The organism is Chitinophaga agrisoli, from assembly GCF_008386695.1.
Lineage (GTDB): Bacteria > Bacteroidota > Bacteroidia > Chitinophagales > Chitinophagaceae > Chitinophaga > Chitinophaga agrisoli.
Genome location: NZ_VUOC01000004.1, coordinates 2,587,100 through 2,613,117 on the forward strand (window position 1 = coordinate 2,587,100; position 26,018 = coordinate 2,613,117).

At 46.8% G+C, this 26,018-nt stretch carries 29 protein-coding genes and 1 tRNA gene; 14 read left to right on the forward strand and 16 right to left on the reverse strand.

Annotated features, from left to right (window positions below; genetic code table 11):
* The first annotated feature begins 194 nt into the window (after positions 1-194).
* The 3 genes from F0L74_RS29300 to F0L74_RS29310 are packed head-to-tail and all read left to right on the forward strand — an operon-like array spanning position 195 to position 2,174.
* Positions 195-677, forward strand: a complete 483-nt coding sequence (locus tag F0L74_RS29300; RefSeq protein ID WP_149841441.1) for a lipocalin-like domain-containing protein — start codon at positions 195-197, stop codon at positions 675-677.
* Between the two features lie 18 nt (positions 678-695).
* A complete protein-coding gene (locus F0L74_RS29305; protein ID WP_149841442.1) occupies positions 696-1,547 on the forward strand; it encodes an AraC family transcriptional regulator in 852 nt (283 codons plus the stop codon).
* Between the two features lie 60 nt (positions 1,548-1,607).
* Positions 1,608-2,174 carry a dihydrofolate reductase family protein gene (locus tag F0L74_RS29310; protein WP_149841443.1) on the forward strand — a complete coding sequence of 189 codons (567 nt, stop codon included), beginning with the start codon at positions 1,608-1,610 and terminating at the stop codon, positions 2,172-2,174.
* 60 nt (positions 2,175-2,234) lie between these two features.
* Here the strand turns inward: F0L74_RS29310 and F0L74_RS29315 are convergent, their stop codons facing one another.
* Complete coding sequence (locus F0L74_RS29315) at positions 2,235-2,663, reverse strand: EthD family reductase (protein ID WP_149841444.1); 429 nt, start codon at positions 2,661-2,663, stop codon at positions 2,235-2,237.
* Positions 2,664-2,912: 249 nt separating this feature from the next.
* Between F0L74_RS29315 and F0L74_RS29320 the strand changes: the two genes are divergently transcribed.
* Complete coding sequence (locus tag F0L74_RS29320) at positions 2,913-3,671, forward strand: Fic family protein (protein WP_213087100.1); 759 nt, start codon at positions 2,913-2,915, stop codon at positions 3,669-3,671.
* Here the strand turns inward: F0L74_RS29320 and F0L74_RS29325 are convergent.
* The 6 genes from F0L74_RS29325 to F0L74_RS29350 form a co-directional block, all read right to left on the reverse strand.
* Positions 3,633-4,463: an alpha-ketoglutarate-dependent dioxygenase AlkB gene (locus tag F0L74_RS29325; protein WP_149841446.1), complete on the reverse strand. Its 831-nt coding sequence runs from the start codon at positions 4,461-4,463 to the stop codon at positions 3,633-3,635. The two genes, F0L74_RS29320 and F0L74_RS29325, sit on opposite strands and share 39 nt — an antisense overlap.
* Before the next feature lie 4 nt (positions 4,464-4,467).
* The gene (locus F0L74_RS29330) at positions 4,468-5,679 is read right to left on the reverse strand and encodes a hypothetical protein (protein ID WP_213087101.1); all 1,212 of its coding nucleotides are present in this window, start codon (positions 5,677-5,679) and stop codon (positions 4,468-4,470) included.
* Positions 5,680-5,779: 100 nt separating this feature from the next.
* Positions 5,780-6,577: an alpha/beta fold hydrolase gene (locus F0L74_RS29335; protein ID WP_149841448.1), complete on the reverse strand. Its 798-nt coding sequence runs from the start codon at positions 6,575-6,577 to the stop codon at positions 5,780-5,782.
* A gap of 159 nt (positions 6,578-6,736) precedes the next feature.
* A complete protein-coding gene (locus F0L74_RS29340; protein ID WP_149841449.1) occupies positions 6,737-8,296 on the reverse strand; it encodes a DUF5010 domain-containing protein in 1,560 nt (519 codons plus the stop codon).
* Positions 8,297-8,529: 233 nt separating this feature from the next.
* Entirely contained in the window at positions 8,530-9,420 is an 891-nt protein-coding gene (locus F0L74_RS29345; protein WP_149841450.1) for a helix-turn-helix domain-containing protein, read from the reverse strand.
* 69 nt (positions 9,421-9,489) lie between these two features.
* Positions 9,490-10,308, reverse strand: a complete 819-nt coding sequence (locus F0L74_RS29350; RefSeq protein WP_149841451.1) for an SDR family NAD(P)-dependent oxidoreductase — start codon at positions 10,306-10,308, stop codon at positions 9,490-9,492.
* Between the two features lie 183 nt (positions 10,309-10,491).
* Here F0L74_RS29350 and F0L74_RS29355 point away from each other — a divergent pair, with 183 nt between their 5' ends.
* Complete coding sequence (locus F0L74_RS29355; RefSeq protein WP_149841452.1) at positions 10,492-10,998, forward strand: copper resistance protein NlpE N-terminal domain-containing protein; 507 nt, start codon at positions 10,492-10,494, stop codon at positions 10,996-10,998.
* Between the two features lie 16 nt (positions 10,999-11,014).
* Positions 11,015-11,572, forward strand: coding sequence for a copper resistance protein NlpE (locus tag F0L74_RS29360; protein WP_149841453.1), 558 nt, complete (start codon positions 11,015-11,017; stop codon positions 11,570-11,572).
* A 5-nt stretch (positions 11,573-11,577) separates the two neighbouring features.
* Here F0L74_RS29360 and F0L74_RS29365 read toward each other — a convergent pair whose 3' ends face one another.
* Positions 11,578-13,950 carry an ABC transporter permease gene (locus F0L74_RS29365; protein WP_149841454.1) on the reverse strand — a complete coding sequence of 791 codons (2,373 nt, stop codon included), beginning with the start codon at positions 13,948-13,950 and terminating at the stop codon, positions 11,578-11,580.
* 286 nt (positions 13,951-14,236) lie between these two features.
* Here F0L74_RS29365 and F0L74_RS29370 point away from each other — a divergent pair, with 286 nt between their 5' ends.
* The 4 genes from F0L74_RS29370 (at position 14,237) to F0L74_RS29385 (ending at position 16,522) form a co-directional block, all read left to right on the forward strand.
* Positions 14,237-14,686, forward strand: coding sequence for a MauE/DoxX family redox-associated membrane protein (locus F0L74_RS29370; RefSeq protein WP_149841455.1), 450 nt, complete (start codon positions 14,237-14,239; stop codon positions 14,684-14,686).
* A 96-nt stretch (positions 14,687-14,782) separates the two neighbouring features.
* The gene (locus tag F0L74_RS29375; protein ID WP_149841456.1) at positions 14,783-15,097 is read left to right on the forward strand and encodes a hypothetical protein; all 315 of its coding nucleotides are present in this window, start codon (positions 14,783-14,785) and stop codon (positions 15,095-15,097) included.
* A 109-nt stretch (positions 15,098-15,206) separates the two neighbouring features.
* On the forward strand, positions 15,207-16,235 hold the full coding sequence (locus F0L74_RS29380) for a hypothetical protein (RefSeq protein ID WP_149841457.1): 1,029 nt from the start codon (positions 15,207-15,209) through the stop codon (positions 16,233-16,235).
* 41 nt (positions 16,236-16,276) lie between these two features.
* Complete coding sequence (locus tag F0L74_RS29385; RefSeq protein ID WP_149841458.1) at positions 16,277-16,522, forward strand: hypothetical protein; 246 nt, start codon at positions 16,277-16,279, stop codon at positions 16,520-16,522.
* On the opposite strand, the gene F0L74_RS29390 is transcribed toward F0L74_RS29385, so the two are convergent.
* Positions 16,498-17,001 (reverse strand): YrhB domain-containing protein, encoded by a 504-nt coding sequence (locus F0L74_RS29390; RefSeq protein ID WP_149841459.1) that lies wholly within the window; start codon positions 16,999-17,001, stop codon positions 16,498-16,500. The genes F0L74_RS29385 and F0L74_RS29390 overlap by 25 nt on opposite strands.
* A gap of 108 nt (positions 17,002-17,109) precedes the next feature.
* On the opposite strand from F0L74_RS29390, the gene F0L74_RS29395 reads away from it, so the two are divergent.
* Entirely contained in the window at positions 17,110-17,859 is a 750-nt protein-coding gene (locus F0L74_RS29395) for a MerR family transcriptional regulator (protein WP_149841460.1), read from the forward strand.
* On the opposite strand, the gene F0L74_RS29400 is transcribed toward F0L74_RS29395, so the two are convergent.
* From F0L74_RS29400 to F0L74_RS29410, 3 genes are all read right to left on the reverse strand, one after another.
* Positions 17,852-18,259, reverse strand: coding sequence for a tetratricopeptide repeat protein (locus F0L74_RS29400; RefSeq protein WP_149841461.1), 408 nt, complete (start codon positions 18,257-18,259; stop codon positions 17,852-17,854). The two genes, F0L74_RS29395 and F0L74_RS29400, sit on opposite strands and share 8 nt — an antisense overlap.
* On the reverse strand, positions 18,234-18,839 hold the full coding sequence (locus F0L74_RS29405) for a flavodoxin family protein (protein ID WP_149841462.1): 606 nt from the start codon (positions 18,837-18,839) through the stop codon (positions 18,234-18,236). The genes F0L74_RS29400 and F0L74_RS29405 overlap by 26 nt, the downstream gene beginning before the upstream one ends.
* Before the next feature lie 82 nt (positions 18,840-18,921).
* Positions 18,922-19,326 carry a cupin domain-containing protein gene (locus F0L74_RS29410; RefSeq protein WP_149841463.1) on the reverse strand — a complete coding sequence of 135 codons (405 nt, stop codon included), beginning with the start codon at positions 19,324-19,326 and terminating at the stop codon, positions 18,922-18,924.
* Between the two features lie 386 nt (positions 19,327-19,712).
* Here F0L74_RS29410 and F0L74_RS29415 point away from each other — a divergent pair, with 386 nt between their 5' ends.
* On the forward strand, positions 19,713-20,069 hold the full coding sequence (locus F0L74_RS29415; RefSeq protein WP_188316220.1) for a hypothetical protein: 357 nt from the start codon (positions 19,713-19,715) through the stop codon (positions 20,067-20,069).
* Here F0L74_RS29415 and F0L74_RS29420 read toward each other — a convergent pair.
* Both F0L74_RS29420 and F0L74_RS29425 read right to left on the reverse strand, forming a co-directional pair.
* On the reverse strand, positions 20,066-21,124 hold the full coding sequence (locus F0L74_RS29420) for a response regulator (RefSeq protein WP_149841465.1): 1,059 nt from the start codon (positions 21,122-21,124) through the stop codon (positions 20,066-20,068). The genes F0L74_RS29415 and F0L74_RS29420 overlap by 4 nt on opposite strands.
* A 6-nt stretch (positions 21,125-21,130) precedes the next feature.
* Positions 21,131-22,378 carry a PAS domain-containing sensor histidine kinase gene (locus F0L74_RS29425; protein WP_149841466.1) on the reverse strand — a complete coding sequence of 416 codons (1,248 nt, stop codon included), beginning with the start codon at positions 22,376-22,378 and terminating at the stop codon, positions 21,131-21,133.
* Between the two features lie 184 nt (positions 22,379-22,562).
* On the opposite strand from F0L74_RS29425, the gene F0L74_RS29430 reads away from it, so the two are divergent.
* Complete coding sequence (locus F0L74_RS29430; protein ID WP_149841467.1) at positions 22,563-23,627, forward strand: S1C family serine protease; 1,065 nt, start codon at positions 22,563-22,565, stop codon at positions 23,625-23,627.
* Here the strand turns inward: F0L74_RS29430 and F0L74_RS29435 are convergent.
* Complete coding sequence (locus F0L74_RS29435; RefSeq protein ID WP_149841468.1) at positions 23,614-24,672, reverse strand: response regulator; 1,059 nt, start codon at positions 24,670-24,672, stop codon at positions 23,614-23,616. The genes F0L74_RS29430 and F0L74_RS29435 overlap by 14 nt on opposite strands.
* A 451-nt stretch (positions 24,673-25,123) precedes the next feature.
* Here F0L74_RS29435 and F0L74_RS29440 point away from each other — a divergent pair, with 451 nt between their 5' ends.
* A complete protein-coding gene (locus F0L74_RS29440; RefSeq protein ID WP_149841469.1) occupies positions 25,124-25,831 on the forward strand; it encodes a hypothetical protein in 708 nt (235 codons plus the stop codon).
* A 114-nt stretch (positions 25,832-25,945) separates the two neighbouring features.
* On the opposite strand, the gene F0L74_RS29445 is transcribed toward F0L74_RS29440, so the two are convergent.
* Positions 25,946-26,018 (reverse strand) — tRNA-Lys (locus tag F0L74_RS29445).

A 26,018-nucleotide genomic window follows, 5' to 3' on the forward strand; every position in this document is an offset into this window, starting at 1 on the left:
GTCTGCAAAAAAAAGCCGCACAGATCATATGGTTTGTGCGGCTTTTTGTATTAATTACGCCCTTAGACTCCGCATCTCCCCAATTTGCGCTCAGATAAGTACAGAATTTTGGTAAAATCTTACAGATACCCCCCTTTTTACAAACCTACTTTTGAGCTGTCATGCTACCTTTTCACCGTCAGAACTTTTGTAAAATGAACAAGATCCTGTATTACATCATTACTACCCTTTGCACTTTCATCGCTTCACCTGTACTGGCACAGCAGCTTGTTGGCGCCTGGAAACTCACTGCCGCAGATAAGATATTGCCCAATGGCCAACGGGTGGCTGACTATGGCGCCAACCCGCATGGCATTGCGATCTTTACCCCTGATGGGCACTATATGGTAGAGATCTATAGTAGCGACCGGAAACCATTTGCCTCCGGAGATCGCAAAAAAGGAACGCCAGAGGAATACCGTGACGCCATGTTAACCATGAGCTGCCATTTCGGTACTTATGAAGTAGATACCGTAAGAAACAGGATCCGGTTCCATATTGACAGATCCAGCTACCCCAATTCCGACGCTACCACACGGGAAAATGATTTTTCTATTAAAGACAGCCAGCTCAGCTGGCAGGTGCCTCCACGGCCCAATGGCGATATTCCCGTCTCTGTGTTCACCCGCATACGATGAATTTGGTAAATTGCGGTCATGAAAGAGACGCTTTACAAGCCTTTCGAGATTGAAGTGAAGACAATGGAGTCCTTTCCTGTTAAAAAGCGGAAGATCAATTTTTTTGAACTGATCTATGTCGTTAGCGGCACAGGTATACAGTATGTAAATGGGAATCAGTTCGCTTACAGGAAAGGCAACCTTTTTCTGCTTACCCCCCAGGATAGCTATTCTTTTGAGATTGCTACGCCAACTTGCTTTTTCTTTATCCGGTTCAATGAATATTATGTACGCGGCAGGTCAGCACATGATAAAGATGCGGTGCAATGCATAGAGCACATATTACAGAATGCCAGCCACCGGCCTGGATGTATATTGAAGAATAAAATAGATAAGCCCCTGATTTCCTTTTTAATGGAAAGCATAATATCCGAACAGGCGCATCAGCAGATCTACTTTACAAGAGTGAGCGAACAGATTGTTAATACTATCATTACCATAGTGGCAAGAAATATTGCCCTGAAGCTGCCTAAAAATATAAAAGAAAGCACCGGAGAACTAGTGCTGGACATGTTGCATTTTATCCAGCAGCATATTTTTGAGCCGCCTATGCTTAGTACGGAACAGTTAAGCACGCATTTCCGTATTGCCCCAAATTATCTTGGGCGGTATTTTAAAAAGCAAACAGGGGAAACCCTGCAGGATTATATTAGCAATTATAAAGTACGGTTGATAGAGACCCGTCTGCTACACAGTGACATGCGGATCAATGAAATTGCTGTTGAGCTGAATTTTACCGATGAGAGTCATCTGAACAGGGCCTTTAAAAAGGTCAAAGGCATGAGCCCCACTGCCTATAGAAAGCAGTATGCGATGGCGAATATATCCTAACCTCATCAATGGCGTTCCGGCAATAGTTTTGTATATTGAAACTATAAAAAACTCAATTAAATGAGAAAGCTGCTCTTATTTGCACATATGTCCCTCGATGGTTTTGCCGGCGACATTAACGGAGGCCTTGACTTCCTGACTTATGATAGCGAGCTGCAGCAATACGCAGCGGAACTGGTCAAAACAGTAGGCGCGCCCGTGTATGGTAGAAACACCTATAATTTAATGGCAGGTTACTGGCCTACCGTGTTAGACAACCCCAAGGCAAGCGAAGGTTCGCTTGAACATGCACGATGGGTACAGGAAATTCCGAAAATAGTTTTCTCCACAACAATGACCAGTGCGGACTGGAATAATACCACCCTGATCAAAGACAACATTGTAGAAGAGGTGAACAAACTAAAACAACAGCCGGGCAAAGACCTGGCGATCTTCGGCAGCCCCGGCCTCTCCAAAAGCCTCATGAGCCTGGGATTGATAGACGAGTACAAACTCACGCTGCATCCCGTGATATTGGGAAAAGGGATCAGTTTGTTCGACAGCAATGCACAGATGAGCAACCTGAAATTGCTGGAGTCAAAAACGCTTGGTTCAGGCGTTGTTACATTGCATTACGCGAAAAAATGAGCTGCCGGCAAACAATGGCAAACTGGTAGCTTGTATCTCCGCCACCAGTTTGCGTTAACTTCATTTTACCACTTCACTCACCAAAATAACAGGCATCACATTCGTATAGTTCGCAAAATCTGCACGGATTGCATCCTTGTTTGGAGCGATAGCTGCCTGATATTCACTTAAACTCTTTACATAAAAGGTGCCTATGGCCATATACGGTAAAGGTTGGTTAGGAATGCCGCTGGAAAGCCCTTTTTCAATAGTATATCTGACCAGGTTGGACCCCAAAAAACCCGCCACCATAGGCATGTGATTTGTTTCATAGTACTCCATATTAAAGGTTTTACCCTCGGTATAAGGGTACATGATGGATATCTTGATCAAGCCCTTTTCAGTAACATCAATGTTTTGCTCATTAGATTTTCCGGATGGCTTTTTCTGGCTAAATGCAAGCACACAGGTGGTTAAAAGCAAAAACGATAAGATCAGTTTGAGTTGCATGTTTGGTTAATTTTAAGGTACAGAATATATAAACTTCCGATTATCATCTTCTACAACCGGTTATTAAATATATGGTATCTAAGTGGATTTAAGGTTATTGGTCAGCGATACACATGGCCTTCACAATACCACCCGTTTGTTTATCTGCTCTCAACGATCTATATTTATACTTGATTAAAATAACTTGTTTTAATCAAAACGATCTGAGTAGCTGAAAATATGGAACTGCAAATAATACCCGCCACCTTATTGGATCAATATATTAACCAGATAGCGCAGGATGCGTTGTCCGATGCATTTTACCGGCTGGAGGATGCAGAAATTTCCACTGACGGATTCAGTTTTTATACTTCGGTAGCCTCCGTATATTCCAGCAAAATTGAAGGAGAATCCATTGAATTGGATTCATATATCAAGCACAAACGTTTTGGTGTCGAATTCCAGCCAGATTACACCCGTAAAATTGATGACCTTTACCAGGCCTACCAGTTTGCCAGTAACACTGCACTTAACCGTAACAGCTTAGCAGACACGCATATTTTGTTAACGAAACATATCCTCCCTGGCAGCTATCAAGGCAAATTCAGGAGTAAAAATATGTATGTTACTACGAAGGATGGCCGCATTGAGTACGTAGCCGCTTCTCCTTTTGAAGTGGCCGCAGCAATGGAACAACTGTATGCTGATATCAGTCAGTTGCTGGAAAACGACCGGTCAATGGCGGAAACATTCTTTTTTGCCAGCATGATCCATCTCGTGTTTGTAAAGATCCATCCATGGAACGACGGAAGCGGACGCAGCGCCCGTTTATTGGAAAAATGGTTCTTAGCAAGCAAATTAGGAGAAAAGGCCTGGTTTGTGCAGTCTGAAAAACATTACTACAAACACCATCAAACTTATTATGATAATATAAGGGCGCTGGGATTAGAATATGATTTACTGGATTATAACAAAGCGATGGCGTTTTTATTAATGTTGCCGGGTGCGCTGACAGACCCCGAAGCCTGATTTTAGATCCGGGGCATTCTCCGGCATCATCATATCCGCCGCATTCACCGTATACATAAGCTCCGGGTAAACAAAACCCACTCCCCTGTTCTCCTCCCCTCTCAGTTTATAGAACTCCTTTTCCTGCTCACTATTAGCCAATTCCAATAACTTCCCATTAGCAAAACGAGGCATATTATCGTCAAACCGGATAAATGTCTTCGAGGTTCGGAATGTAATGCCTAACCATCTGTTGTCCGCCCCCATCTTTTTGGGGTGTGGCGCAGCATCCAGCACAATCTTATGCTGAAACTTTGTATTGGCCGCTAATGAAAACAGCACTACGGAATTATGTGTCAATGAATGCTCAAACTCTTCCTCTCCTCCCTTATCCTTGATCTTTAACTTCCTGATATGTTGCGCGGAAAGCTCCTCCGGCCTTTCGTAACAGGAAAAAAGCCCTATATATGAATCATCTTCCAGATCCAAACTATGGTCTGAATGATAATTCATTTTATAATAACCGGAGTCATACACCTCAACTAACGCATTATTAAACCGCTGTACAGGTATACCCGCCAAATTATCATTAATACGCTCCACCAGCATATGATGGATCGCAGAAAAATTAAGAGCCGGTATATTATATTTTGTAGTAGTTCTCACTATCGGCACACCCTTATCGCCTACATTTACCAAATGGTTACCAACCCTCCCTTTGGCAACCGGTTCAAAATCTACCGAATTAAATAAACCATTGAATAAATCGGGACCCAGATCAAGTGCAATTTTATGAAACTCCGAACTGCTCATACAATTAAAATATTGGCTTTTCATAGTCGCCGGCATTCATACTGAAATGAATGCTCCCATAGTCAACCATTTTTTCTGATTTATTCTCTTCATAGTAAAAATCCCTCAGGTCTTCCTGCTTTTCCGCTGTCATCTGCTCAAGTTTAATAAAGCTGCCATTTTCCCTGATGTAAGCCTGATCATTCATGTACCGGGCTTCCAGGTTTGAACAACGGACCACATAGCCCATCCTTGTCGGAATCTTATCCGCATTCAGGATAGATGGCCTGATCTCATGCGTGTATAATCTATTAGTGGAAAGCGGGATCATAAACACGGAATTGGGATATAAGGTAACGCTGAACTCCTTTTCCAAAGTATCATCATCAACAGTACTTTTTAATTTGAAATGAAGCCTCGTTAAACCGCTAACATCTTTATAGCACCAGTCGTACCTGTCTGTGGCAGATGGTTTCAGGCGCGTCAGTTCCGTAGGGTCATAAAACGTACAAAAGACGATCAGCCCTTCTTTGGGCATATCCTTTGTTTTGTCAGAATGCGCCTTAATCCTGGATTTCATCTCCTTCTCCGTACCGTCAGTCCTGGGTTTGTTTTCATAGATCTGTGCCAATACATGATTTAAGTCTGTCTTATACGCAAAAACATATTTAACAGCCTCATTCAACGAATCGATGATACTGCGGTCCGTTGAGCGGAAATTATCAGTAGGCCCGGTTAAATTGCTGGAACATCTCAAAAGGTGATAATCCAGGATCTCGTTTCCATCCTCATTTTCCCCTTTTGTAATATTGGATAGGTATATACCTGTTCTAAAAGCTTTGGACGGTTTATTTGATTCAGTCAGTTCCTGGAATACATGTTCTGATTTGATGCTGTTAAAATAATCATCATCAGTAAATAATTGTCTAAAATATACGCCAGCATTGCTGATGACAATGGGAACTTCGCCAAGTGTTATGATGCGGGCATTATTATAATCGTCATAATTGCTGGAGAGCTCTTTTATAATATACAGAGGGCCAAACTCACCCTGAATATCCGCTATATTGCCACATACATACATCCTTTTATCCCCCGGGTTGCCTACAATTTCAGTGAGATCCCTTACCACCGTTCCACAAAAATTATCCATTAATTCCTGTGTTGTAGCATCTATCTCTTTATCTTCCTGTAAAACAACAAGCACGTTTTTGTCTGTAGTAATCTTATTTTCCATTGGTAAGGTATTCATAGGATGGCGCTTCGGGCAGCTAAAGTTAGTATTTTAAGGGTAAATTCTGACCAGCGTTCAGGGATTTCCGTTATATCGTGATCGCTCAGCTGGAAATGGATCCCAGGAATTTTTTGACGACGGCGGCAAAACGTTCTGGTTGATCCATATGCAGGCTGTGACCAGCGTCCTTGATTTCCTCAGTTTGCAATCGGGGATGAAGGCCTTTCAACTCTTCCGCAACAACAGCCGTAACCACTCCCCCATCACCAAATACGAGCAAACTTGGGATATCGATTTTACTCACTAACTGCTTATAATCAGGGTTGGGTGGCGTAAGCACATCAAAAGCGGCCATGCTTGTTTGGAGTCGCGCCCGGGAAAATATCTCCAGCATCTCAGGCGGCCGGTTAGGATGCCTGACCCGCGCTGATGCCACTACTTCCTCCAGTGACATGTTAAGCACTTTCCGATGTTGATCTGCCACATCACTATCCCGGACTTCGCGCTGCACTTCGGGGCTCAGGAACGATGGATCAGCTAAGACCAGGCCACGGAGCAGATCAGGCTTACGGCTGGCCACCACAGCCGCGATCATCCCTCCCATTGAATGTCCAAGCAGCACAGGAGATGGAAGCTTTAGCGCAGTTATCAAACCCGCAATATCATTTGCATGATCTTCATATTGGTATCCGTAGGCAGGCACGTCTGACTTACCATGTCCCCGGGCATCCGGCATGATCACATCATAGTCGTCTTCCAGCGCCCGTGCCAGACCGGTCCAGCATAAGCCACTGGTCATCAATCCATGCAGCAGGATTACAGGCGGCTTGTTACCTCCGGTTCTGGTGTAGTGCAGGTTAATGTTGTTTGTTTCGCAGACGGCCGAGATCCAGTTGGTCATTTTAGTTTTCCGGGTGTAAAATTCACAGTAAAGTTAATTACCCATCATCATAAATTACAACCCAGCCCTATCCTCACCGCGCATTTTTCATCCGGGTAGAAATGAAGCAGGCGCCTCTTTCCGGAGGCGCCCGCTTTAATTATATACACTACCAGTCCATCAGCTCCCTGGCACCAGCTGGATCCAGTTAACATTTACATTACCCGTATTAAATACAATACGGATCTTATGGTACGAATTGGTAAAGCTGCCAATGCTTCCCATATCAAAGGTCGTCCAGGTAGACCAGCTGCCGGTATTAGGCAATGTAACGTCTGGCTTTGCTACGCCGTCAATTTCCAGGTGCGCCCGCATATTATTATTAGGATTGGCTACCCTGATCTGCAGATGAGGGGTACCTGTGGCAACCGGTACTTCCTGCCATTCCAGCCATTCATTATTCTGTATCCAGCCTATCTGGAAAGCGCCGTTATTATCACTGGTGGCCGCAATGGCGATATTGCCATTACGATAGAAATTAACTTTACCATTGCCGCCGTTGGCTCCGCCGAAATTATCGCAACCTTCCGCCTCCAGTCTGAAGGTAGACGGGAAGGGACTATGGCTATGCCTGCGTAATATATTAATGCGCTGGTTAGGATAATCATAGCCGGTTTGGCTATAGCTCAAAGCACTGCCATTGTTGTCTATATTCCTGGCGCGCCACATGGCGGCTTCTTCTTCATAGTCCGTAAAGCCTTCACACAGGGTAAGTAATGCGCCAGATTCCACCGTGCCATTAAGGCCGTTTTCAAAAAGCTGTCCATGATTGGGGTTAAGATAGGAGCCCACGCCTGAATGCTGGAATTGGGGAACCGCCACGCCAATCGAAGTGTTGTTCCAGGCAGTCAATGAATAGCTGTTAACCGGCGGCGTAAACCAGCTTTCTTTGCCGTCCGCAATACCTGGATTGTTACAGGTAGGATCATTGGTAAAGAAATCCTGGGACAGGATGATATACGGGTTAAACCCAAAATCCGCCTGGCATTTTTGCCTTACATAGGTCAGCGCCTGGGAGGCATTACCGTTCATATTGGTAAGGAACGTAACGGTATTGCCTGTCCAGATGATAATAACCGGGCGGCCGTTGATCTTAAACCGGTTGGCGTCTGGCACTGTCTGGAAAAACACCTTGTAATTGTAATCGTAAATGTATTTCCAGTTATTCTGGTCCGCCATATCAAACTTCTGCGCATACCCATATCCACGGCCATTTGCCATGTTCCATTGGGCAACCCAGGAGGCGGCATTGTCATCAAAAGCAGCCAGTTTAAGCTGGCTGGTAAGGCCGCGGGCATTAATGGCAGCGATCAGGGGCGCAATTTTAGCAGGGCTTCCATTGGTATTAGGCTGGGAGCCGGTAAGGTTAGGGCACACAAAATCAACCCCGGCCTGGGCCAACTGCGCCACCCACTCATCCCAGGTAGCATTCGGATTATTGGGATCCGGATTGTACAAAGAAATGTTCTGATGAGTAGGATAAGTGACCGGCCCGGATAACTGCGAACTGTATTGAAAGCCACAGGTCACCCCCAGGTACTGGTTCGGCCCTGCCGACTTAGCGCTGAATTGGTTGTCTTTAATGGCGCCATGAGTTAACGGTTCGTTTTCCTGGTTTTTTGAGCAACTTACCAACAGCATGGCAATGGCCACCTGTCCTAATAGGAGGAGTTTTTTCATAAGATAATTGGTTATACGGGTTAAGAATATTGACTATAGCAAAATAACAAGGAGGGATTAATAAAACATTAATAAGAGATTAACAGGGGAATAACTCCATCACTACCATCCAATACCAGGGGTATTTACCTGTTTTTTTAACCTGTAAAGAACTCAAATAACAACAATTTAAAAAGCCGCATACATCCTGCGATCTATGCGGCTCTATCAACACTTTATATAAAAAACTCATCTCAATTCATCAATCCCTTCTTAAACTGGTTCGGGCTGATCCCCGTCTCCTTCTTAAACAACCTCGAAAAATAAGGCAGGTTCTCAAACCCCAGCTCATACGCTATGTCAGACACCCGCTGATCATCCGTCTTGAGCCGGTTCTTAGCTTCGTTTACCAGATAAATATGTATCAGCTCAATGGCGGTTTTCCCCGTCTCCTGTTTAAGCAGATCACTCAGGTACCTGGGTGATAAGTTAAGCTGTGCCGCGAGCGCATTCACTGTTGGTAAACCCTTCGCAGCCAACACCCCGTCTTTAAAATAAGCATCCAGCGCTTCATGGAATTTCGACACCGTTTTGCCGGAAAGCTCCATCCGGTTAATAAACTGGCGCTTATAGAACCGCTGGGAATATTTTAATATGGAATCAATATGCGTAAGCATAATATCCCGGCTATACTCATCTGTATTATTACGGTACTCCGTTTCTATCTTGTAATACAGATCCCATATGGTCTGTTCTTCTGCCGGTGAAAGGTGCAGCGCTTCATTCGTTTCATAATCGAAGAAAGCATATTTACTGATGGCTGAATGCAGAAAATGACCGTTCAGAAAATCCTCATGAATGAATATCAGAAACGCATCTTCATCATACTCCACACTTTTAAACTCGATCACCTGCCGGGGTTTGATGAAGATCAGGCTACCGTTATTATGATCGTATTTAGTGCGGCCGTATAATATAACACCCGCCTTAAGCTTCTTAAACCCGATCATGTAAAAATCAGATGTAAACTCCCTGTCGCCCAGCCCGCAGGTCTGCGTACACCTGTAAACGCTGAAGAGCGGATTCTCCGGCATCGGAATACCGTTAAAACGGTGTATATCTGCTAAATTCTTAAAGTGCTCCATGACTATGGCAATTACGCAAATCTACGCCATACGGCGTAGATCGCATTCATACAATATCATTAACATATGTTACTTACCATGTGCGGCCGCGGAGATTCCACTCCAGCTGTCCCATTCTGCCAAACGGCCTTCATAGGCCTGCTTTACCAGTGGATAGCCAAATTTGCCAAGGAATAGACGCAGTGGCGGATTCTTACTGTCTATCAGCTCCAGTACAGCCGGGGTAGTAGCCTCCGGGACGCCAAAACGATCGTCCGTCATACCGCTCAGAAATGCGGTCTTTACCGGTTCATACTCAGGCATGGCAGTGGTATGCACAGCAGATGCGCCGGCCCAGTCCGTTGAAAAGGAGTTTGGTTCAACCAGCGTAACATTGATACCAAAACCTTTTACTTCGGCAGCCAGGGTCTCACTTAACCCTTCCACTGCAAATTTAGAGGCATTGTACAGGCCCAGCACCGGGAAAGTGATGAGGCCCACTACGCTGGAAACCTGGATGATATGTCCATGTCCCTGTGCGCGCATGATAGGCAGTACCGCCTGTGTCAGCCATAACAGGCCAAAGAAGTTAGTTTCCATCTGTTCACGGGCTTCCTGTTCACTGGTCTCCTCCACGCTGCCAAACAAGCCGTACCCTGCATTATTGATCAGTACATCAATGCTTCCGAAATGTTCTTTTGCTTTGTGGATAGCTGCAAAATCCGCGGCGCGGTCGTTCACATCCAACTGCAGCGCCAGCATATTGTTGCCATATTGGCTAACCAGGTCGTCCAGTGTACGCGGGTCGCGCGCGGTTGCTATTACCTTATCCCCTCTTTCCAGGAATGCTGCCGCCCATAACTTACCGAACCCCCTGGAGGCGCCGGTAATAAAAATTGTCTTTGCCATTGCTATTACTTTTTAATGTTACAGCAAAATTAGCGGGGACAATGCAGGGCGATTTATACAGAAGTAGGGAAGATTGATACATTTTTACATCGTAAAACCGCTTTTTGTCACGCATCCACATCATTAGATGTAAATTTCAACGCTGACCGGATAACAGGGCTTAACTTTACTAAAATAAATGCTATGAAGCCTAAACTTGTTATTACAGCTTCGTTGTTTGTTTTCGCTGTCATAAGTGCCCGTTGTCAACAAATTGGTCCAACGGCCTCCTCTGTACTGGGAACTTTTGCAGCCAGCACGCCCTGCAGCCAGGGAACAAGGCCATTGCCAGGTATGGCTGCAAATACTGATTGCGAATTCATAAAATGGGAGCTTACACTTTACCAGGATGAACATACAAAAGCGCCCACTACTTATCAATTGCATGCTACATATGGATTATCTAAGCCAGGCACAACAGGATTCATTGACGGAGGGAATAAAATTGACATGCAGGGGAATTGGATGATCACCAGGAGCGCCCCGGACAGCAATCAGATCATTTACCAATTACGGGATAGTAAAACAAATAAAACGATCTCCTTTCTAAAGCTGAGCGATGATCTGCTGCATTTACTGGATAGTAATCAACATCTGATGATCGGAAGCGCCGCGTGGAGCTACACATTGAACAGGATCAACGATAAATAACCATAAAAGATCTATCATGAAATATCTACTGATAGCATTTGTCATCCTTTTTTGCTCTCTGACAACACGCCGCTCAAAAGCACAAACAGCAGCCGCTGATAATAAGCTGTCTCAAACTATCACTTTCCGGCCTATTCCAAAAGGGCTTGATGTGGCGGGAGTTTTCCAGGGAAGGCCTCCCTGCGACGGCGTGGCAAAACAGCTAAACATATCCGTACCTGCTGACTGTCCCAAGTTGAAATGGGATCTGATCCTTTACCAGGATCCAACCACACAACAACCAACCACGTATGCCCTTACGCTTGTGGGAGGCGGCGAGCTGTTTAAACAGCCGGATGGCGGCGCTTACCGGCAGCAATCCCTCAAAGGGAAATGGATAATTACTAAAGGCGCCAGGTCAGACGCTAACGCAGTTGTTTACCGCTTAGCGCTCAATACCGGCGCTCATCTCTATCTGCTCAAAGGAGACGATAATGTTCTTTTTGTCCTGGATGAGAACAAAGCCTTCAGGGTGGGCAACATAGATTTCAGCTATACGCTGAATAGAGTAACGCTCGTTCCGGGAAACAAATAATGATGCTATTCCGCCTTCAAACTCTTAACCGGATTAACCACCGCCGCCTTTATCGCCTGGGAGCTCACCGTTATCAAGGCTATCAGCAACGCCATCACCCCCGCTACCAAAAACACCCACCATTGTATTGTTGTTCTGTATGCATAGTCCTGCAACCAGTTATGCATCAGCCACCAGGCTGCGGGAAACGCTATAAAACATGCTGCAACGACTAATTGCAAAAATTCTCTGGCCAGCAACCCTGCCAGTCCAATAACAGAAGCGCCCAGCACTCTGCGTACGCCTATTTCCCTGGTCCTCCGCTCTGCAGTATATGCCGCCAGGCCAAATAAACCAAGGCAGGAGATCGCAATAGCCAATATTCCAAACACGCCGGACAATCTGCCAATGAGCATTTCCGTAGCAAACACCGCGTCAAAATCCGCATCTGCAAACCGGTATTCAAATGGGAAACCGGGGTTAGCAGATAACATCACCGCCCCGGTTTTGGCCAGCGCCTCCGGCAGGTTTACGTTGGGTTTTAACCGCACCGCCATCATCGTGGATGCATAGTTGCCGCAGATCAGGATAAGCGGCGCCCCTTTACCATATACATCATTGTAAACAAAGTCTTTAATGATCCCCACCACCGTCAGGTTAGACTTACCGGCAGTGATAATGCTGCCGGGTTTTCCCGCTGCGCCCATAAGGCCGGCCATAGTTTCGTTGATAATAACACGATTGCTGTCTGCCGTGCCAGGGTAAAAATCGCGGCCCGCTACTATTTTCATGTGCATGGTCGAAATGTATTCCGGGCTCACCACGTTGGAGTAAACAGCGGATTTGTCACCCTGGCGTTTACCCTGCCAGCCAAACCCATCCCCATAGCTGTACACATGCAGGGCATCATGCAGGCTGGTAGCCGCATTTTCTACATAACCGGTGGCGGCAAGACTGTTTTTGATCTGGCTGAGATGTTCCTTCATACTACCCTGCAGCTGTATATAAAGTAAATTATCCTTACTATAGCCAAGGTTCCGCTCCCTGATATGTTGCACCTGCAGGTATACGATCATGGTGGATATAATAAGTATCACAGAGGCACTGAACTGCGCTATCACCAACCCTTTACGGATAAAGTTAACGCCGCCGGGGCTTTTGATCCGTATCCCCTTTAATACCCTTACCGGGTTAAAGGATGATAGATAAAACGCTGGATAGCTGCCTGCAACCAGCCCGGTAATAAGGCCAATAGCCAACAGAAAAAGCAGGTGCAGCGGGCTCAATAAATTCACCGCCAGCTGCTTTTGCACCAATGCATTGTAAAACGGCATCAATATAAATAACATGCCCACCGCCAGTATCACGGCTATAAATGATATCAGCGAAGATTCGCTGATGAACTTTCCGATCAAACCGCTTTTGTCCGCGCCCAGCACCTTCAGCACCCCTATTTCCTTGGCGCGTTGCTCAGACCGCGCCGTGGCAAGGTTCATAAAATTGATACAGGCAATAAGCAGGATGATAAAGGCTATTGTTGAAAAAAGCCTTACATATTTTATATTCCCTCCCTGCTGCACGCCGCTCACAAATTTATTACGCAGATGCCAGTCATTCATACTAAACAGGAAGCACCGGTTGGTGGAGCCGCTCACTTTAGTGCCCATATAATTAGCCAGCTGCTTATTGATGGCTGCCGCATTGGCCTGGGGGGACAACTCCACGATCGTTTCTGTCAGATTATTGTTCCAGGGCTTTAACCAGTCATTCGCATTCTCCCAGGTTTCGTATGGCGAAAGCCACTGAAATTTATAATTACAATTGGAAGGCAGGTCCTTAAAAACGCCAGTAACCGTAAAAGGCCCGTCTACTGTGTAGGCGGATCTGGCATTCATGATTACTGTTTTACCCACCGGGTTGCCATCGCCAAAAACCTTTTTCGACATGGTTTCGCTGATCACGATGGATTGCGGCTCCTTTAACGCGGTGGTTGGAGCGCCATACACAAACTGCAGGGAATACATGGAAAGAATGGACGGATCTGCATACATGCCCTTTTCCTTAATGGATTGATCACCCAGCGCTACCAGTTGATCCATTTCCCAGCTAAGCCGGCCACTGTTAACAATACCTGGTATCTCCGCTTTTAATGCAGCTGCCAGCGGTCCCGGTGTAGAAGGGCTAGTGGTGATGCCGGCTTCATTTTGCTGATTTTGCATAACATGATACAGCTGATCATGTTTCGCAAAATTCCGGTTGAAGGTCATTTCATCCTCCACCCATAGAAAGATCAATGCCGCACAGGTGATCCCGATCGTTAACCCGAAGATGTTCAGAAAACTGTAAGCCTTATTCTTCCAAAGGCTGCGGAACATCGTTTTGAAATTGCTCTTGAACATAAATAATGACTTATGAATTATTTCACAACACACATGCCGCCTTTATAACATATTGATTATAAATATAGTGCCGGCAATAATCCCCCAAAAACTGTCCGATAACGCACAGCTACATGTGCGATTATGGAAAACTATTGCAATTCTCATCCCCTTTTACTAATTTTATCAAGTAGGCGCCCACGTGACGATGTTGACCTGTTGACCAGCAAATAATCCATTAAGATTCCATGAAGCACTAAACCGTCATCTGTCTTTTATTCTACTATTGAACATTGAATATTTCTTTATGAAAACCAAAGCATTCAATCCAGCCATTGAAGCGATCACCGCCGTCTTGCTATTACTTTGGATCTACACTGGCCTCAATAAGCTGATCCATTACGACAAATTCAGTTTTGAAGCCGGCCGCTCCCCTTTTTTGCAACATATAGCGCCGTTGGTAGCCATTATGGTGCCTACAGGCGAATTGGTAATAGCCGCGCTGCTGATCTTTAAACGAACGCGCGTAGCGGGCTTATATGCATCGCTGTTCCTTATGACGCTGTTTACCGGTTATGTATACATCATGCTGCGTTATGCTTATGATCTGCCCTGCAGTTGTGGCGGTATCATCGAATTGTTAACCTGGGAGCAGCACCTGGCGGTTAATTTTATCATCACCCTGCTTACCGCCATTGCCATATTGCTGCAAAGCCGGCTCACGATGCGCAACAAGCAAGTCATTTCATTGCCTTAACTCTTTTATTGATCAATAAAACAGGTCCCTCTTCTCCTGTACTAGCGGAGGCAGCCGCCTTGGCTGTTATTATTTCCTAATCATTAAAGCGAACACATGAAAAAGATGAAGATCAGTTTTGCCGCATTGGTAGCTGTAGCTGCCGTAGGCCTCACCATCTCTACCAACGCAAGCACCCTTATTAAGAAAACAGAAGCATGCTACCGCACCGTTGTTATTCCCGGCCTTCCGGCAGACCGCACCGCCAGCTATGGCGGCAACCTCATTCCGGCGTTTGGCACCAATGTTAAGAGCGTAGCAAACCCTAGTTCAGCCGGCAACTGTAGCGGCAACGCCTATTTCTGCTGCGCCAGCACTTTCCAGTCAGGCGGGAACACATACGTTTGGGAAGTATTCCTGACAGACCTGTGATCATACGTTAGGTAAAAAGAAACACAACGATGCCGGCTGCAATAGCCTGCTTAATTTATCAACAGAGACTACTCCCGGGGTAGTCTCTGTTCCTGATATGCTTTTAATTATGAAACGAACTCTGATATTTATCTGTGGTACCATGCTGGCGGCAGTGGCTTGCCTGGCGATCCTGGTGGCCGTATCTGGCATGCCTAATGCGCAAAAGAACGGTTTTAACAGAAAATGGCTTACCATAACGGTCCATCCGCAGCTTTCACAGCCATTGCCTTTTACTGCGGAGCGGTTGTTTGGCGCCGGCGATGATCTTTATCTATCTGAGCCCTCCCACCGGCGGGTATACCGCCTTGATAATAACCTGCGTATCAGCGATACCGTAAACCTGAACATAGACAAAGCCCTCAAACCACCCGTTAATTTTTTCGCCACCGGAGATCATATTTATGTACACGAGTACAACAGCGGCATGTTATTTTACAAAGGTGTACATGCAGCGGCATTTGATTCAGTAAAACTGTCGGCCGGGCCTTATGTAAAATCCTTACAGCTGTCAGACTCATTGGTAGTAATAAGAGGTTTTTCAAATGGCGGCTTTCAACCGGTGTTTATGCGGATCAATACACGTAGCGGCGAACAGCGGAAATCAGCACTGTTGTCGGGAAAAGCAGATGCCGGTTTCTCCAGCGATGGGATCTTATGCAGCACACCTCAACAGGACCGTTTGCTGTACATTCCTTATTTCGAAAATGGCATTTACTGTATGGATAGTGATATGCAGCTGCGTTACCAACAACATACCATTGATACCGTATTTAACAGTGGCATACAAGTTGCCAGCACAGGCGAAGGCGATATGAAAAAACTATACGCCTCCGCCCCTCGTGTAAAAGTGAACAAACGCGCTTTTGCAAACGGCCAATTTTTATTTATCGAATCTGATCTCCGCGCAGATAATGAAGAAGAGAATGCCTTTAGCGAACATCCTGTGCTGGATGCTTATCGCCTGCAAGATGGCAGCTATACGGGCAGCTTTTACCTGCCGGTAGATAAACGAAAAGTACTATCCTATCATATCAATGATAAAAAACTGTATGTCCTGTTAAAGGACCAGGTGATTGCCTGTGACCTGAACTTATAGGCCAGCCCTATATGGCTAATTGAAAAGAAACCCTATCCACCATGAAAAAAGGCGATAAGATCGAGAATGCCAGAACGGGCCAACGCATGATATTTTTACAAACTGCCGCAGAAACAAACGGCGCCCTATTGCAGATCGAATGTTTTAGCCCGGTTACCACCACAAAAGAACCAGCGCATATTCATCCACTGCAGGAGAACAGGTTCGAGATCCTTTCCGGCGATCTGTGTTTCTCCATGAACTGGTTTTCCGGCTGTTTTTATTATGCCAGGGGAGTTTCATTGTAAACCACTTCACCATCTACACCCCGCTTCTGTAGCAGTGCCAGCATATCATTAAGCCTCCGCTCAGCCCCGCTGTCAACAACCCTGGCTTTAGTTGCCTTCAACTCCGCTATTTGCCCACGGGTTAGTTTCAGGCATTTTTTCATTGCTGATAACTTATCTGCGGCAGCGTAGATATCCGTTTTTATTTGCAGATTCCAGGACTTATTTTCCTCCTCATACACATCGATCATCGCGTCTATACTAAACCCTGATCCAAATACAGAAACCTGTCCGTCTGATTTATTGATAAAAATGGGCGTATTTCCCAAAAGAGCGCACCTGGTATCCCCCGCAAGCGCCCGTTCCGAATCATATGGAAAGATCCAGGCATAGGGTCTTTCAACAATGCCCTTATCATCGATCAGCAGCCTGTCCCCGCTGCCGGTATCCCTGGTTAAAAATTGTTCTGCTATTTTGCGTGCTTCCTGGAAGGTTAACATATGCTTGAATTTTCACAGTGTGTCAAGATACGAATTAAAAAAATTGCCGCAAACACTTGACCCTTACGCTACGTCATACCCTACCTTTGTCTTACAAGCAATTACAGTATGGCACAATATGCGGTCAAAAAACTGGCAAAAATAGCTGGTGTGAGTGTGCGCACACTCCATCACTATGACAACATCGGTTTATTACAACCGGCTATACGCACTGCTGCGGGCTACCGGCTCTATGGCGAAAAAGAATTACTGCGGCTGCAGCAGATCCTCTTTTACAAGGAAATGGACTTTGAGCTCAGTACCATTTCCGATCTCCTGGACGATCCGGAATTTGATATGGTCACCGCCTTACAGCACCATAAACAGCACCTGCTGCAAAAACAGCAGCGCATACAAACCCTGCTGCAAACGCTTGATAAAACAATTGATCACCTCCAAAACAAACAAAAAATGAACTACGAAGATCTATATAAGGGATTACCTAAAGAGCAGGCGGCCGCCTGGCGTAAAGAAGCAATGGAGAAATGGCCGGACCAGGTAAAACATTCCGAACAACAGTTATTACAAATGAGCCCCACAGATTTTGAAACACTTAAAACCAGTTTCAGTACCAATTGGGAAACGCTGGCGGCCATGACAGACCAAGACCCGCATAGCCCGGAAGTACAGGAACAGATAGCCCAACATTATCAATTGATCCTGCAGTTTTGGGGTAAACCAGGCAACCAGGCAGCAGCTTACAAAGGCCTGGGCGATCTGTATGCTGCGGATCCACGATATACAGCGGGCAAAGGGCAGCCCGCTTTTGGATCATTCCTGCGGCGCGCTATCTACTATTTTACAGACCAGCTTAAGTAGATCTCTTTAATTTCTGCGTCACCAGCTCCCTGCGTTTACGCCAGGTGCTTACCATCCTGTCTTCATGCAGCGGTTTACCTTTAGGATCAATAAGTCCCAGGCTATGCGCCAGCGCCTTGCTTAAACGTGCCATTTTCCGGTTGTTCTTCAGCCAGGCCTGTTGCTCCTGCCGCATACTATCCTCATAGGTCTTAATAGCCTTATTGATCACGGTCAGCTCTTTCCGGTATTCCTTCTGTTTACGGAAAATAATCATCAAACGGTTATAGGCATGGGTGTTCAATGGATCCGCCGTTATCACCTTTGTATAATAGCCGGCAGCCTCCGGGAGGCGGTCTTCCGCCTCCAGTTGCTGCGCCTGTTCCAGCAGGTCTTTATTGGATGTGCGCTGTTTCGGCATATTGTCCGGTAAATTTCAGCAGCTGTGCTATCATGGTATCTGCTGTTTTACTATAGGTTTCCTCATACTTTTTCATCAACTCCGCGCGCGTGGTCTTTGCGCCTTTCTTCTGGCCTTCCCATAATACAGAAAGGCTGGCATACGGCGGTAGTATAACGCCTATAGCGTTTAAGAAGTTGCTGATATTACCTATAATATGCTGTGCACCGTCAGAGTCGCCGGTAATAATGATGCCTGCCACCTTATTTGCCAGCCGGGAAGACTTTCCGGCCAGGATCTCGTCATGGATATTATCCAGTCTTTCAATCACCTTCTGCATCTCTGAGGAATGATTGCCCCACCAGATGGGAGTGGCAAATATGACCATCTCAGCGGCCATGATCTTTTCCAGGATGGCCGGCCAGGCATCCCCCTCGCCCATATCGTTATAAGTACCCGGCAGGATGTTATGGTCTACCAGCTTAATGGTTTCACTGGTAATCCCCTTCTCCTGCAGCTTCCCGGCGAAGAACTCAGCCAGCACGGCCGTGTTGGAAAGGCCCCCGGTCTTTAAAGTAGCCAATAAAATAAGCGCGCTCATAGTGAATGATTTAACATTAACAAGGAAAGGCTCACAATTGATGTGCCGAACCATTCACAGACCAGGCCGCCGCTGCCGCTTTCTATTTAACCAATGTCAGTACCGGTTTCCCTTTTTCTACCGTATATGTAGCCAGTTCTTTCGCTTCTGTGCTGCCTACATTTTTTGCGGAATGGGCAACGCCGGCCGGCACAAACAACACCTCTCCAGCCTTAAGGGTCACCGGCGGTTTGCCTGCTACCTCGTATTCTAATACGCCTTCCAGTACATAAATGGTCTCTTCTCCCGGATGGGTATGTTTGCCAAATGCAGTCCCTGGCGCAAAATCAATACGCGCCTGGATCATTTCCCGGCCGCTAACGCTAAGATCATGCTGCTGTAGTAACGTGCGTTTGATACCCGCCCGTTGCGCCCGGACTTCGCCAGGGATGGTAAACATGGCCAGGCCAACAATAGCAACCGCACTGGCAAGAAAGTTTTTGGTCATCTTTTTCATTTGTCGATCATTTCAGTAAAGGTAGCCCCACCCAGGGCCAACTCCAATCAATAAACCCGCAGGCAGCCAGCATAGCGCCCCAACCAGACAAACCGGCGCCTGAATCCTTGCCGGATGACCAAAATCATCCTTTCCCCGATAGCTGTCATAGATAACCCGCCAGGGGGCATTTACCTTTGAAGCAGATACGGGCAGTCTAATACCGGCCTGGCCAACGACCATACGTAATTAATTAAAAAACAAGCAATTAAATGTAACGATGATAACGGTCAGCCTTTTCAGTGACCACCGTCATACTTTTAAGGGAAACTGCCCTTTAAATTGCCGTAGCAAACAGGTTTAATAGAATGAGCAACGGTAAACCAGAAGAACTGATCATGGAAAACGAATCATGGAGAGATAAACTCAAGGCCCTGGAAGACGGTACTATCCGTTTTAAGACCAGGCTGGCCGAGATATTGGCCAGCAATTTCACCAAAGAGCAGCTGGAACAGCTGGAGTATTTCCAGAACCGGTTCCTCAAAATGGATGAACAGATAGGGCTATTAAGACATGAGGTAAGGGAACAACTATACCTGTTACAGCAATCTGGTCAGGCGTCTAACGTACAATGGCGTAGAACAATGGACCTGCAAAAGAAACTGGATGTGAAAATGATCATCATTCACGAGAACTTTGATAAGCTGAGCCTCGAATTTGACGGCTACCTGCAACACCACATCACCGGCCTTTAATATAGTATACCGCCCAGCTTCTTCTCATCCAGTATAACAATGGCGCCTTCTTTTATATCGATCAGTTTTTCGTCCCGGAAATCGCCCAAGGTACGGATAAGGGATTCCGTGGCAGTACCGGCGATAGTGGCCAGGTTATCCCGGCTGATATCAATGGCGAACAGCCCCTCCTTTTGCTGACTGTACTTTCTGTGCAGGCTTACCAGGGCCTCCGCTACCTTCTTACGCAGGGAGTTATAAGCCAGTCCAAGCAGCTGCTGCTCCTTGGCAGTCACATTCCTGGCCAGCAGGCGTACAAACTGTACCGCTACATCGTGGTTGGTATGTAACAGCTCATCAAAATCCTCCCGGGGTATCACGGCTATCTCGCTTTCCTCCATCGCCTCCGCCGTTTCCTTATATACCGTCCCTTCCAGCAAGGCCACATACCCCAGGAAATCGCCTTCGTTATAAAGGTCTATGGTCAGCTCCTTGCCGTCATCGTTCCGTTTAAAGGTCTTTACCTTCCCTTTCTGCACATAGTACAGGCGCAGGGGATGGTTCCCCTCTGAGTAGATAAGCTGTTTCTTTTTGTATCTGTCTGTATTGCGGCCATCCACCAACGATGTAAGGGACTCTTTACCGGTAGCCTCATACACCAGTTTATTCAGGCCTTCCAGGTTGGAGGGGAAGCTTTGCCGCCGCAATGCCGCCTTTTTAAGCCGGCTTTCTATAGCATGCAGCAGATCGGCGCCGCTAAAAGGTTTGGTGACATAATCATCCGCTCCCATCTCCATCCCCTTGCGGAAATCAGACCGCTCCGTTTTTGCTGTCAGGAATATAAAGGGGATATCCTGTATATCCTTATTCCGCTGCATCATATGCAATACGCCAAAACCATCCAGCACCGGCATCATAATATCACATATCACCAGGTCCGGCCGGTGCTGCAGGGCCAGTTCCACCCCTATCTTACCATTTTCTGCGGTAAATACTTTATACCCGGCCAGCTCCAGGATCTCTGACGTATTTTCCCTGATCTCTGCGTTGTCTTCTATTAACAGGATTGTTTTCATACACGTTTAGATTTCGGTGTTTAAAGAGAAGGTGATGGTAAAACTGGCGCCCTTCCCCAATTCGCTCTCGCAGGAAATAGTGCCGTTCATTAATTCGCTGTATTTGCCCACGATATGTAACCCAAGGCCTGTGCCCTGTATATTGCTTACATTGGCGCCGCGGTAAAACCGCTCAAACAGGTGCTGCTGGTCTTCCGCTGACATACCAATGCCCTGGTCCTTCACCAGCAGCCGCATTTGCGCCTCCTCCCTGTCAGTACGTATGATAATGGGGGTATTATGCGGGGAGAACTTAATAGCATTTACCAACAGGTTCATTACAATATGCCGGAACAGGGAAGGATCCAGCACCACATCACGGTTACCGGTATGCTGGTAGTCTATTACCTGCTCTTCCCTGACCACGCCCTGCATTTCCTGTATTACATTGTTAATATGCTCCTCTATGTCAAAACTGATCCGGCGCACCTGTATCTTACCTTCTTCAATCTTGCCCACAGAAAGGAAATCGTTGAGGATATCCGTAAGCAGGTTCACAGAGCTTACGATACGCTGGATATGTTTGTTACGTTTAGGTTGATCTGCTTCCGCGGCATATTGTTTCACCAGGAAAGCGGATGAGAGGATAGTGCTGAGCGGTGTGCGGAACTCGTGGGAGGCCATCGATACAAAACGGGATTTTAACTCGCTCAGCTCTTTTTCCTTGCCAAGAGCTGCTGTCAGCTCATCCTTAGACATTTCCAGTTCCGCCAGGGCAGACCGCAGCTGCAGGGTGCGTTCCTCCACCATCCGCTCCAGCTCATTGTTCATTTTCTCTACCTTCTCCTCCGCCTTCTTCCGTTCTGTGATATTGTTCACATAAGCGATCACAAACCGCCCCTCTTCGTTCTCATAGTGGCTAAGGCTTATCTCTACAGGGAATTCTGTGCCGTCTTTCCGCAGGGCGTACAGGTCCAGCCCAATACCCATTGGCCTGGCCTGCGGGCTGGCGTGGTAACGCTCACGGTGGCCTTCATGCCGGTGGTGCACCCGCTGGGGTAACAGTATCTCCACCTTCTGCCCTACCAGTTCTGCACGCGTGTAGCCAAACTGCTCAAGGGCAAAATCATTGATAAGGATGATCTGCCCCAGCTCATTGCTTACCAGGATACCAATGCTTGCATAATCAAATAAGGCGCTAAAGCGCTGCAGCTCCTGATTGATCTGTTGTTTGTAATGCTGATCCCTGTCAAGGTCATTTACTGGAAGGTCCATACGAATGCTACGGAGATGAATCGTTATTGCAAAAAAGCTGCTGCCAGACTATCACTGTGGAAAGTTAAGTAATAATGGCGTGATAAAACTCATCTTGTTGCTGATAACCGTCATTGGCGGCTTATACAGCCCGGCCTACATTTGTTCCGCATTTGATCATATTCCTAACATTCAATTTATATCCATGAAAAACTTAATTACCATCTCCGCCTTCCTCCTGGCACAGGCCATTATCAACACTTGTGCAGCCCAGGGGAGCAATGTTTCCGGCAACCAGGAACCAGCTATAAAAACCGCTGCCTCAGCTAATTTCCGCTATGCCGCCAGCCAGGCAACGCCAGGCGTGGTGCATATCAAATCCTACCGCCCCTTTGCCTACGAGCAGGCCTCCTTTGACGGTGCGCCTGTACAGGGTATGACCGATGGCAGCGGCTCTGGCGTGCTGCTAAGCAGCAATGGCTATATTATTACTAACTATCATGTGGTGATGAGCACTATCGCGGTTGAAGTAGTGTTGCGCGACCGGCGCTCTTACCCGGCCCTGGTAGTGGGAGTAGATTCCGTGACAGACCTCGCCCTTTTGAAGATAGATGAAGAGCGCCTTCCCTTTGTAGCCATGGGTAATTCAGATTCCTTGATGACGGGGGATTGGGTACTGGCCATCGGTAACCCGCTCCAGCTTACCTCTACTGTCACCGCAGGTATTATCAGCGCTAAGTCCAGGGGCATACAAACCGGCAACCAGAAAGAGCATGTCACTTCCTTCCTGCAAACAGACGCCGCTACCAACGACGGCAGCAGCGGCGGCGCATTGGTAGATATGAACGGTAAACTGGTGGGTATTAATACCGGCATTGTGAGCACTACCGGCTTATACAGCGGGCACTCATTCTCTATCCCGGTAGAGGTGGTAAAGAAAGTGTACAGGGATCTGCTGCTGCATGGCAGTACCACACGCGGCGCTATGGGCGTTTCCCTGGAAGATATCCCCGGCAGACCCGGCGCCTATGTAGAAAGCCTGCGCATGACCGGCGCCGCCATGCAGGCGCATATAAGGATAAAGGACGTGATCGTAAAGATCAACGGCCGCGCCATCGATAATGTAGCTGCGTTTTATGAAACCATGCAGCTGCATGGCCCCGGCGAAAGTTTAACAGTGACCGTACTCCGGCAGGGCAGCCCCATGGACATACCCGTGGTACTCAGCAACCCGGAGCTAACAAAGGCATGGGCCGTTAATTGGCAATAACCTCCAGGCGTTTCCGGTCGGTGACAAAGATCTGTCCTTCGCGGATGCTGATCAGCTTCTCTTCCCGGAAATCGCCCAGGGTGCGGATCAATGACTCCTTGGCCACCCCGGTTAGCGCAGCCAGCCCGTCCCGGCTCATATCAATACTGTAATGTTCATTGTAAGAAGGATTGTATTTCTTATACAGCAACAGTAAGGCCTGCGATACTTTTTTACGGAGGGAGTTATAGGCAATATCCAGCAGCTGTTCCTCTTTCTCCGTTACATGTTTACAAAGCAGCTGTATGAATTTATGGATAACGCCGGGGTTATTAAATAAAAGGGCCTCAAAATCTTCCCGGGGGATAATAGCCAGCTCCGTATCATCCAGCGCCTCCGCGTTTTCGTTGTAAACGCTTTGTTCCAACAGCGCCGTATACCCCAGGAAATCGCCTTCCCGGTATAAACCGATCACCAACTCCTTACCGCCTTCATTACGCTTAAAAGTGCGCACCTTCCCTTTCAGGATATAGAAGAGGCAGGCAGGCGGATGGCCCTCCATATAGATCTCCTGCTTCTTTTTGTATTTATGGATATTGTGGTTGCGGCGGATGATCTCCTGGATATCCTTGTTCATAACGGCGGTCATCAGTATATCCAGCCCGTTAATATCTGCCGGCAGGTCTGCTTTAATAGAGGCAGCCTTCCTTAACCGCGTTTCCACGGCATTTAACAGCTCCGTAGTATCAAAAGGTTTAGTGATGTAATCATCCGCCCCCATTTCCATCCCTTTCCGTATCTCCGCTTTTTCCGCCTTGGCAGTCAGGAAAATAAAGGGTATCTCCTGGAGGGTTTTATTTTTATGCAGCATATTTAATACGCCGTAGCCATCCAGCACCGGCATCATAATATCACAGATAATGAGGTCCGGCGACTGCGCAATAGCCAGCTCCACCCCTTCCATGCCATTGGTAGCGGTTAAAACGGAATACCGGGCGAGCTCCAGCATTTCTACAACATTGTCTCGGATCTCATTGTTGTCTTCGATCAGCAGGATCTTTTTCAAGGGAAAACTATTAGTTATAGGATATTTCTGTTATGGGATCTGGTCTTGTGTAACCGGCACGTGGAACGAACGTTGTTTGTTTTTAGCCCCACCCGCCTCAGCAATTGTTAATCTTTATCATATTACTGTTTTCATACATCTTGAGGGTGATTGGTCATCCCCATAAATATAAGGAATTTATCCATTTCAGCTATAGAAGGTTTACTGGTGACTAGAATCATAATATGGGTGACGGTGGTCATTGCGGGCGGATCTGTAGCGGCCTACCTTTACAAAGACGAATAGAAATCATTTCTGAAAACGGGTTTAACTGATCACGCGTTAGAGACAACTGCCCTGGCACTCCTGCCGGGGCATTTTTTTTGGCGCTGATGACGATCAATTAAATACTGATGACCGTCATTGCTACGAGCGGATTTTATTCGAAATTTTGTGTCATAAAATAATCGCTATGATCCCGTTATTCAATTATCCGGATTTACAGAGAAGATTCTGCGAAGGTTTTACCTTCTACCCGTTTAAGGCGCTGGAACAATACAGTGGTTTTATCTATAAAAATTATACCCGCGAGGACCATATGCCAAATGTGCTGGACCACTACAGCCGGGAGTATGAGTTCAATGACGTACAGGCGCAAAAATTACTCAGGAAATTACAGCAAAAAGATATCCCCGTTACGGGTGAGCTGCTTTTTAAACTGCAGCTCAGCAGCCGGCAGCTGGAGGAGCGGTTCCGCTCCCTGAAAAGGTCTTCTGCCATTCACCGCCAGCTGCTGGAAACCATGGATACCTATCACCGCCTGCTGGCAGTGTATCAGCATAATGTACAGGAACGTATTGCCGTGCAGCTGTCTGTAGTGCCGGATGAAAATGAGGATGATCCCTGCAATATTGTGAGCGTATTACATATACAGCAGGTACAGGATGTAGTGCGGGAGTTCCTGCAGAGCACTGAGGTGATGGCCATTTACCTGAAAGAGTGCGTGGCTGGTAAGCGCCGCTTTGCCAAACTGATCCTAACCGTAGAAGAGACAGATAATTTACAGGAGCTGGTGAGCCTGACTGCACAGGTACGGAGCCTGCAGGACAGGAACTTTTGTATGCTCGAAGAGTGGAAGCAACAAGTGGTACTGTTCGAGAGAAGGCATACCATGAACTAATAAAGAAAAAGCCTTTATCCGCTTATATACGAGGCCTTTCATGCACATTGTCCGCAATGCTGTGTAGTAACGAAGCCGGTCCAGTAACGGACCGGCTTTGCGTTTTATATCGTGTTCTGGCAGCAGGGCTCGAACCTGCGTCCGCCCGGTCCAAGAGCCGGGTGCACTACCACTGGGCCATACCAGA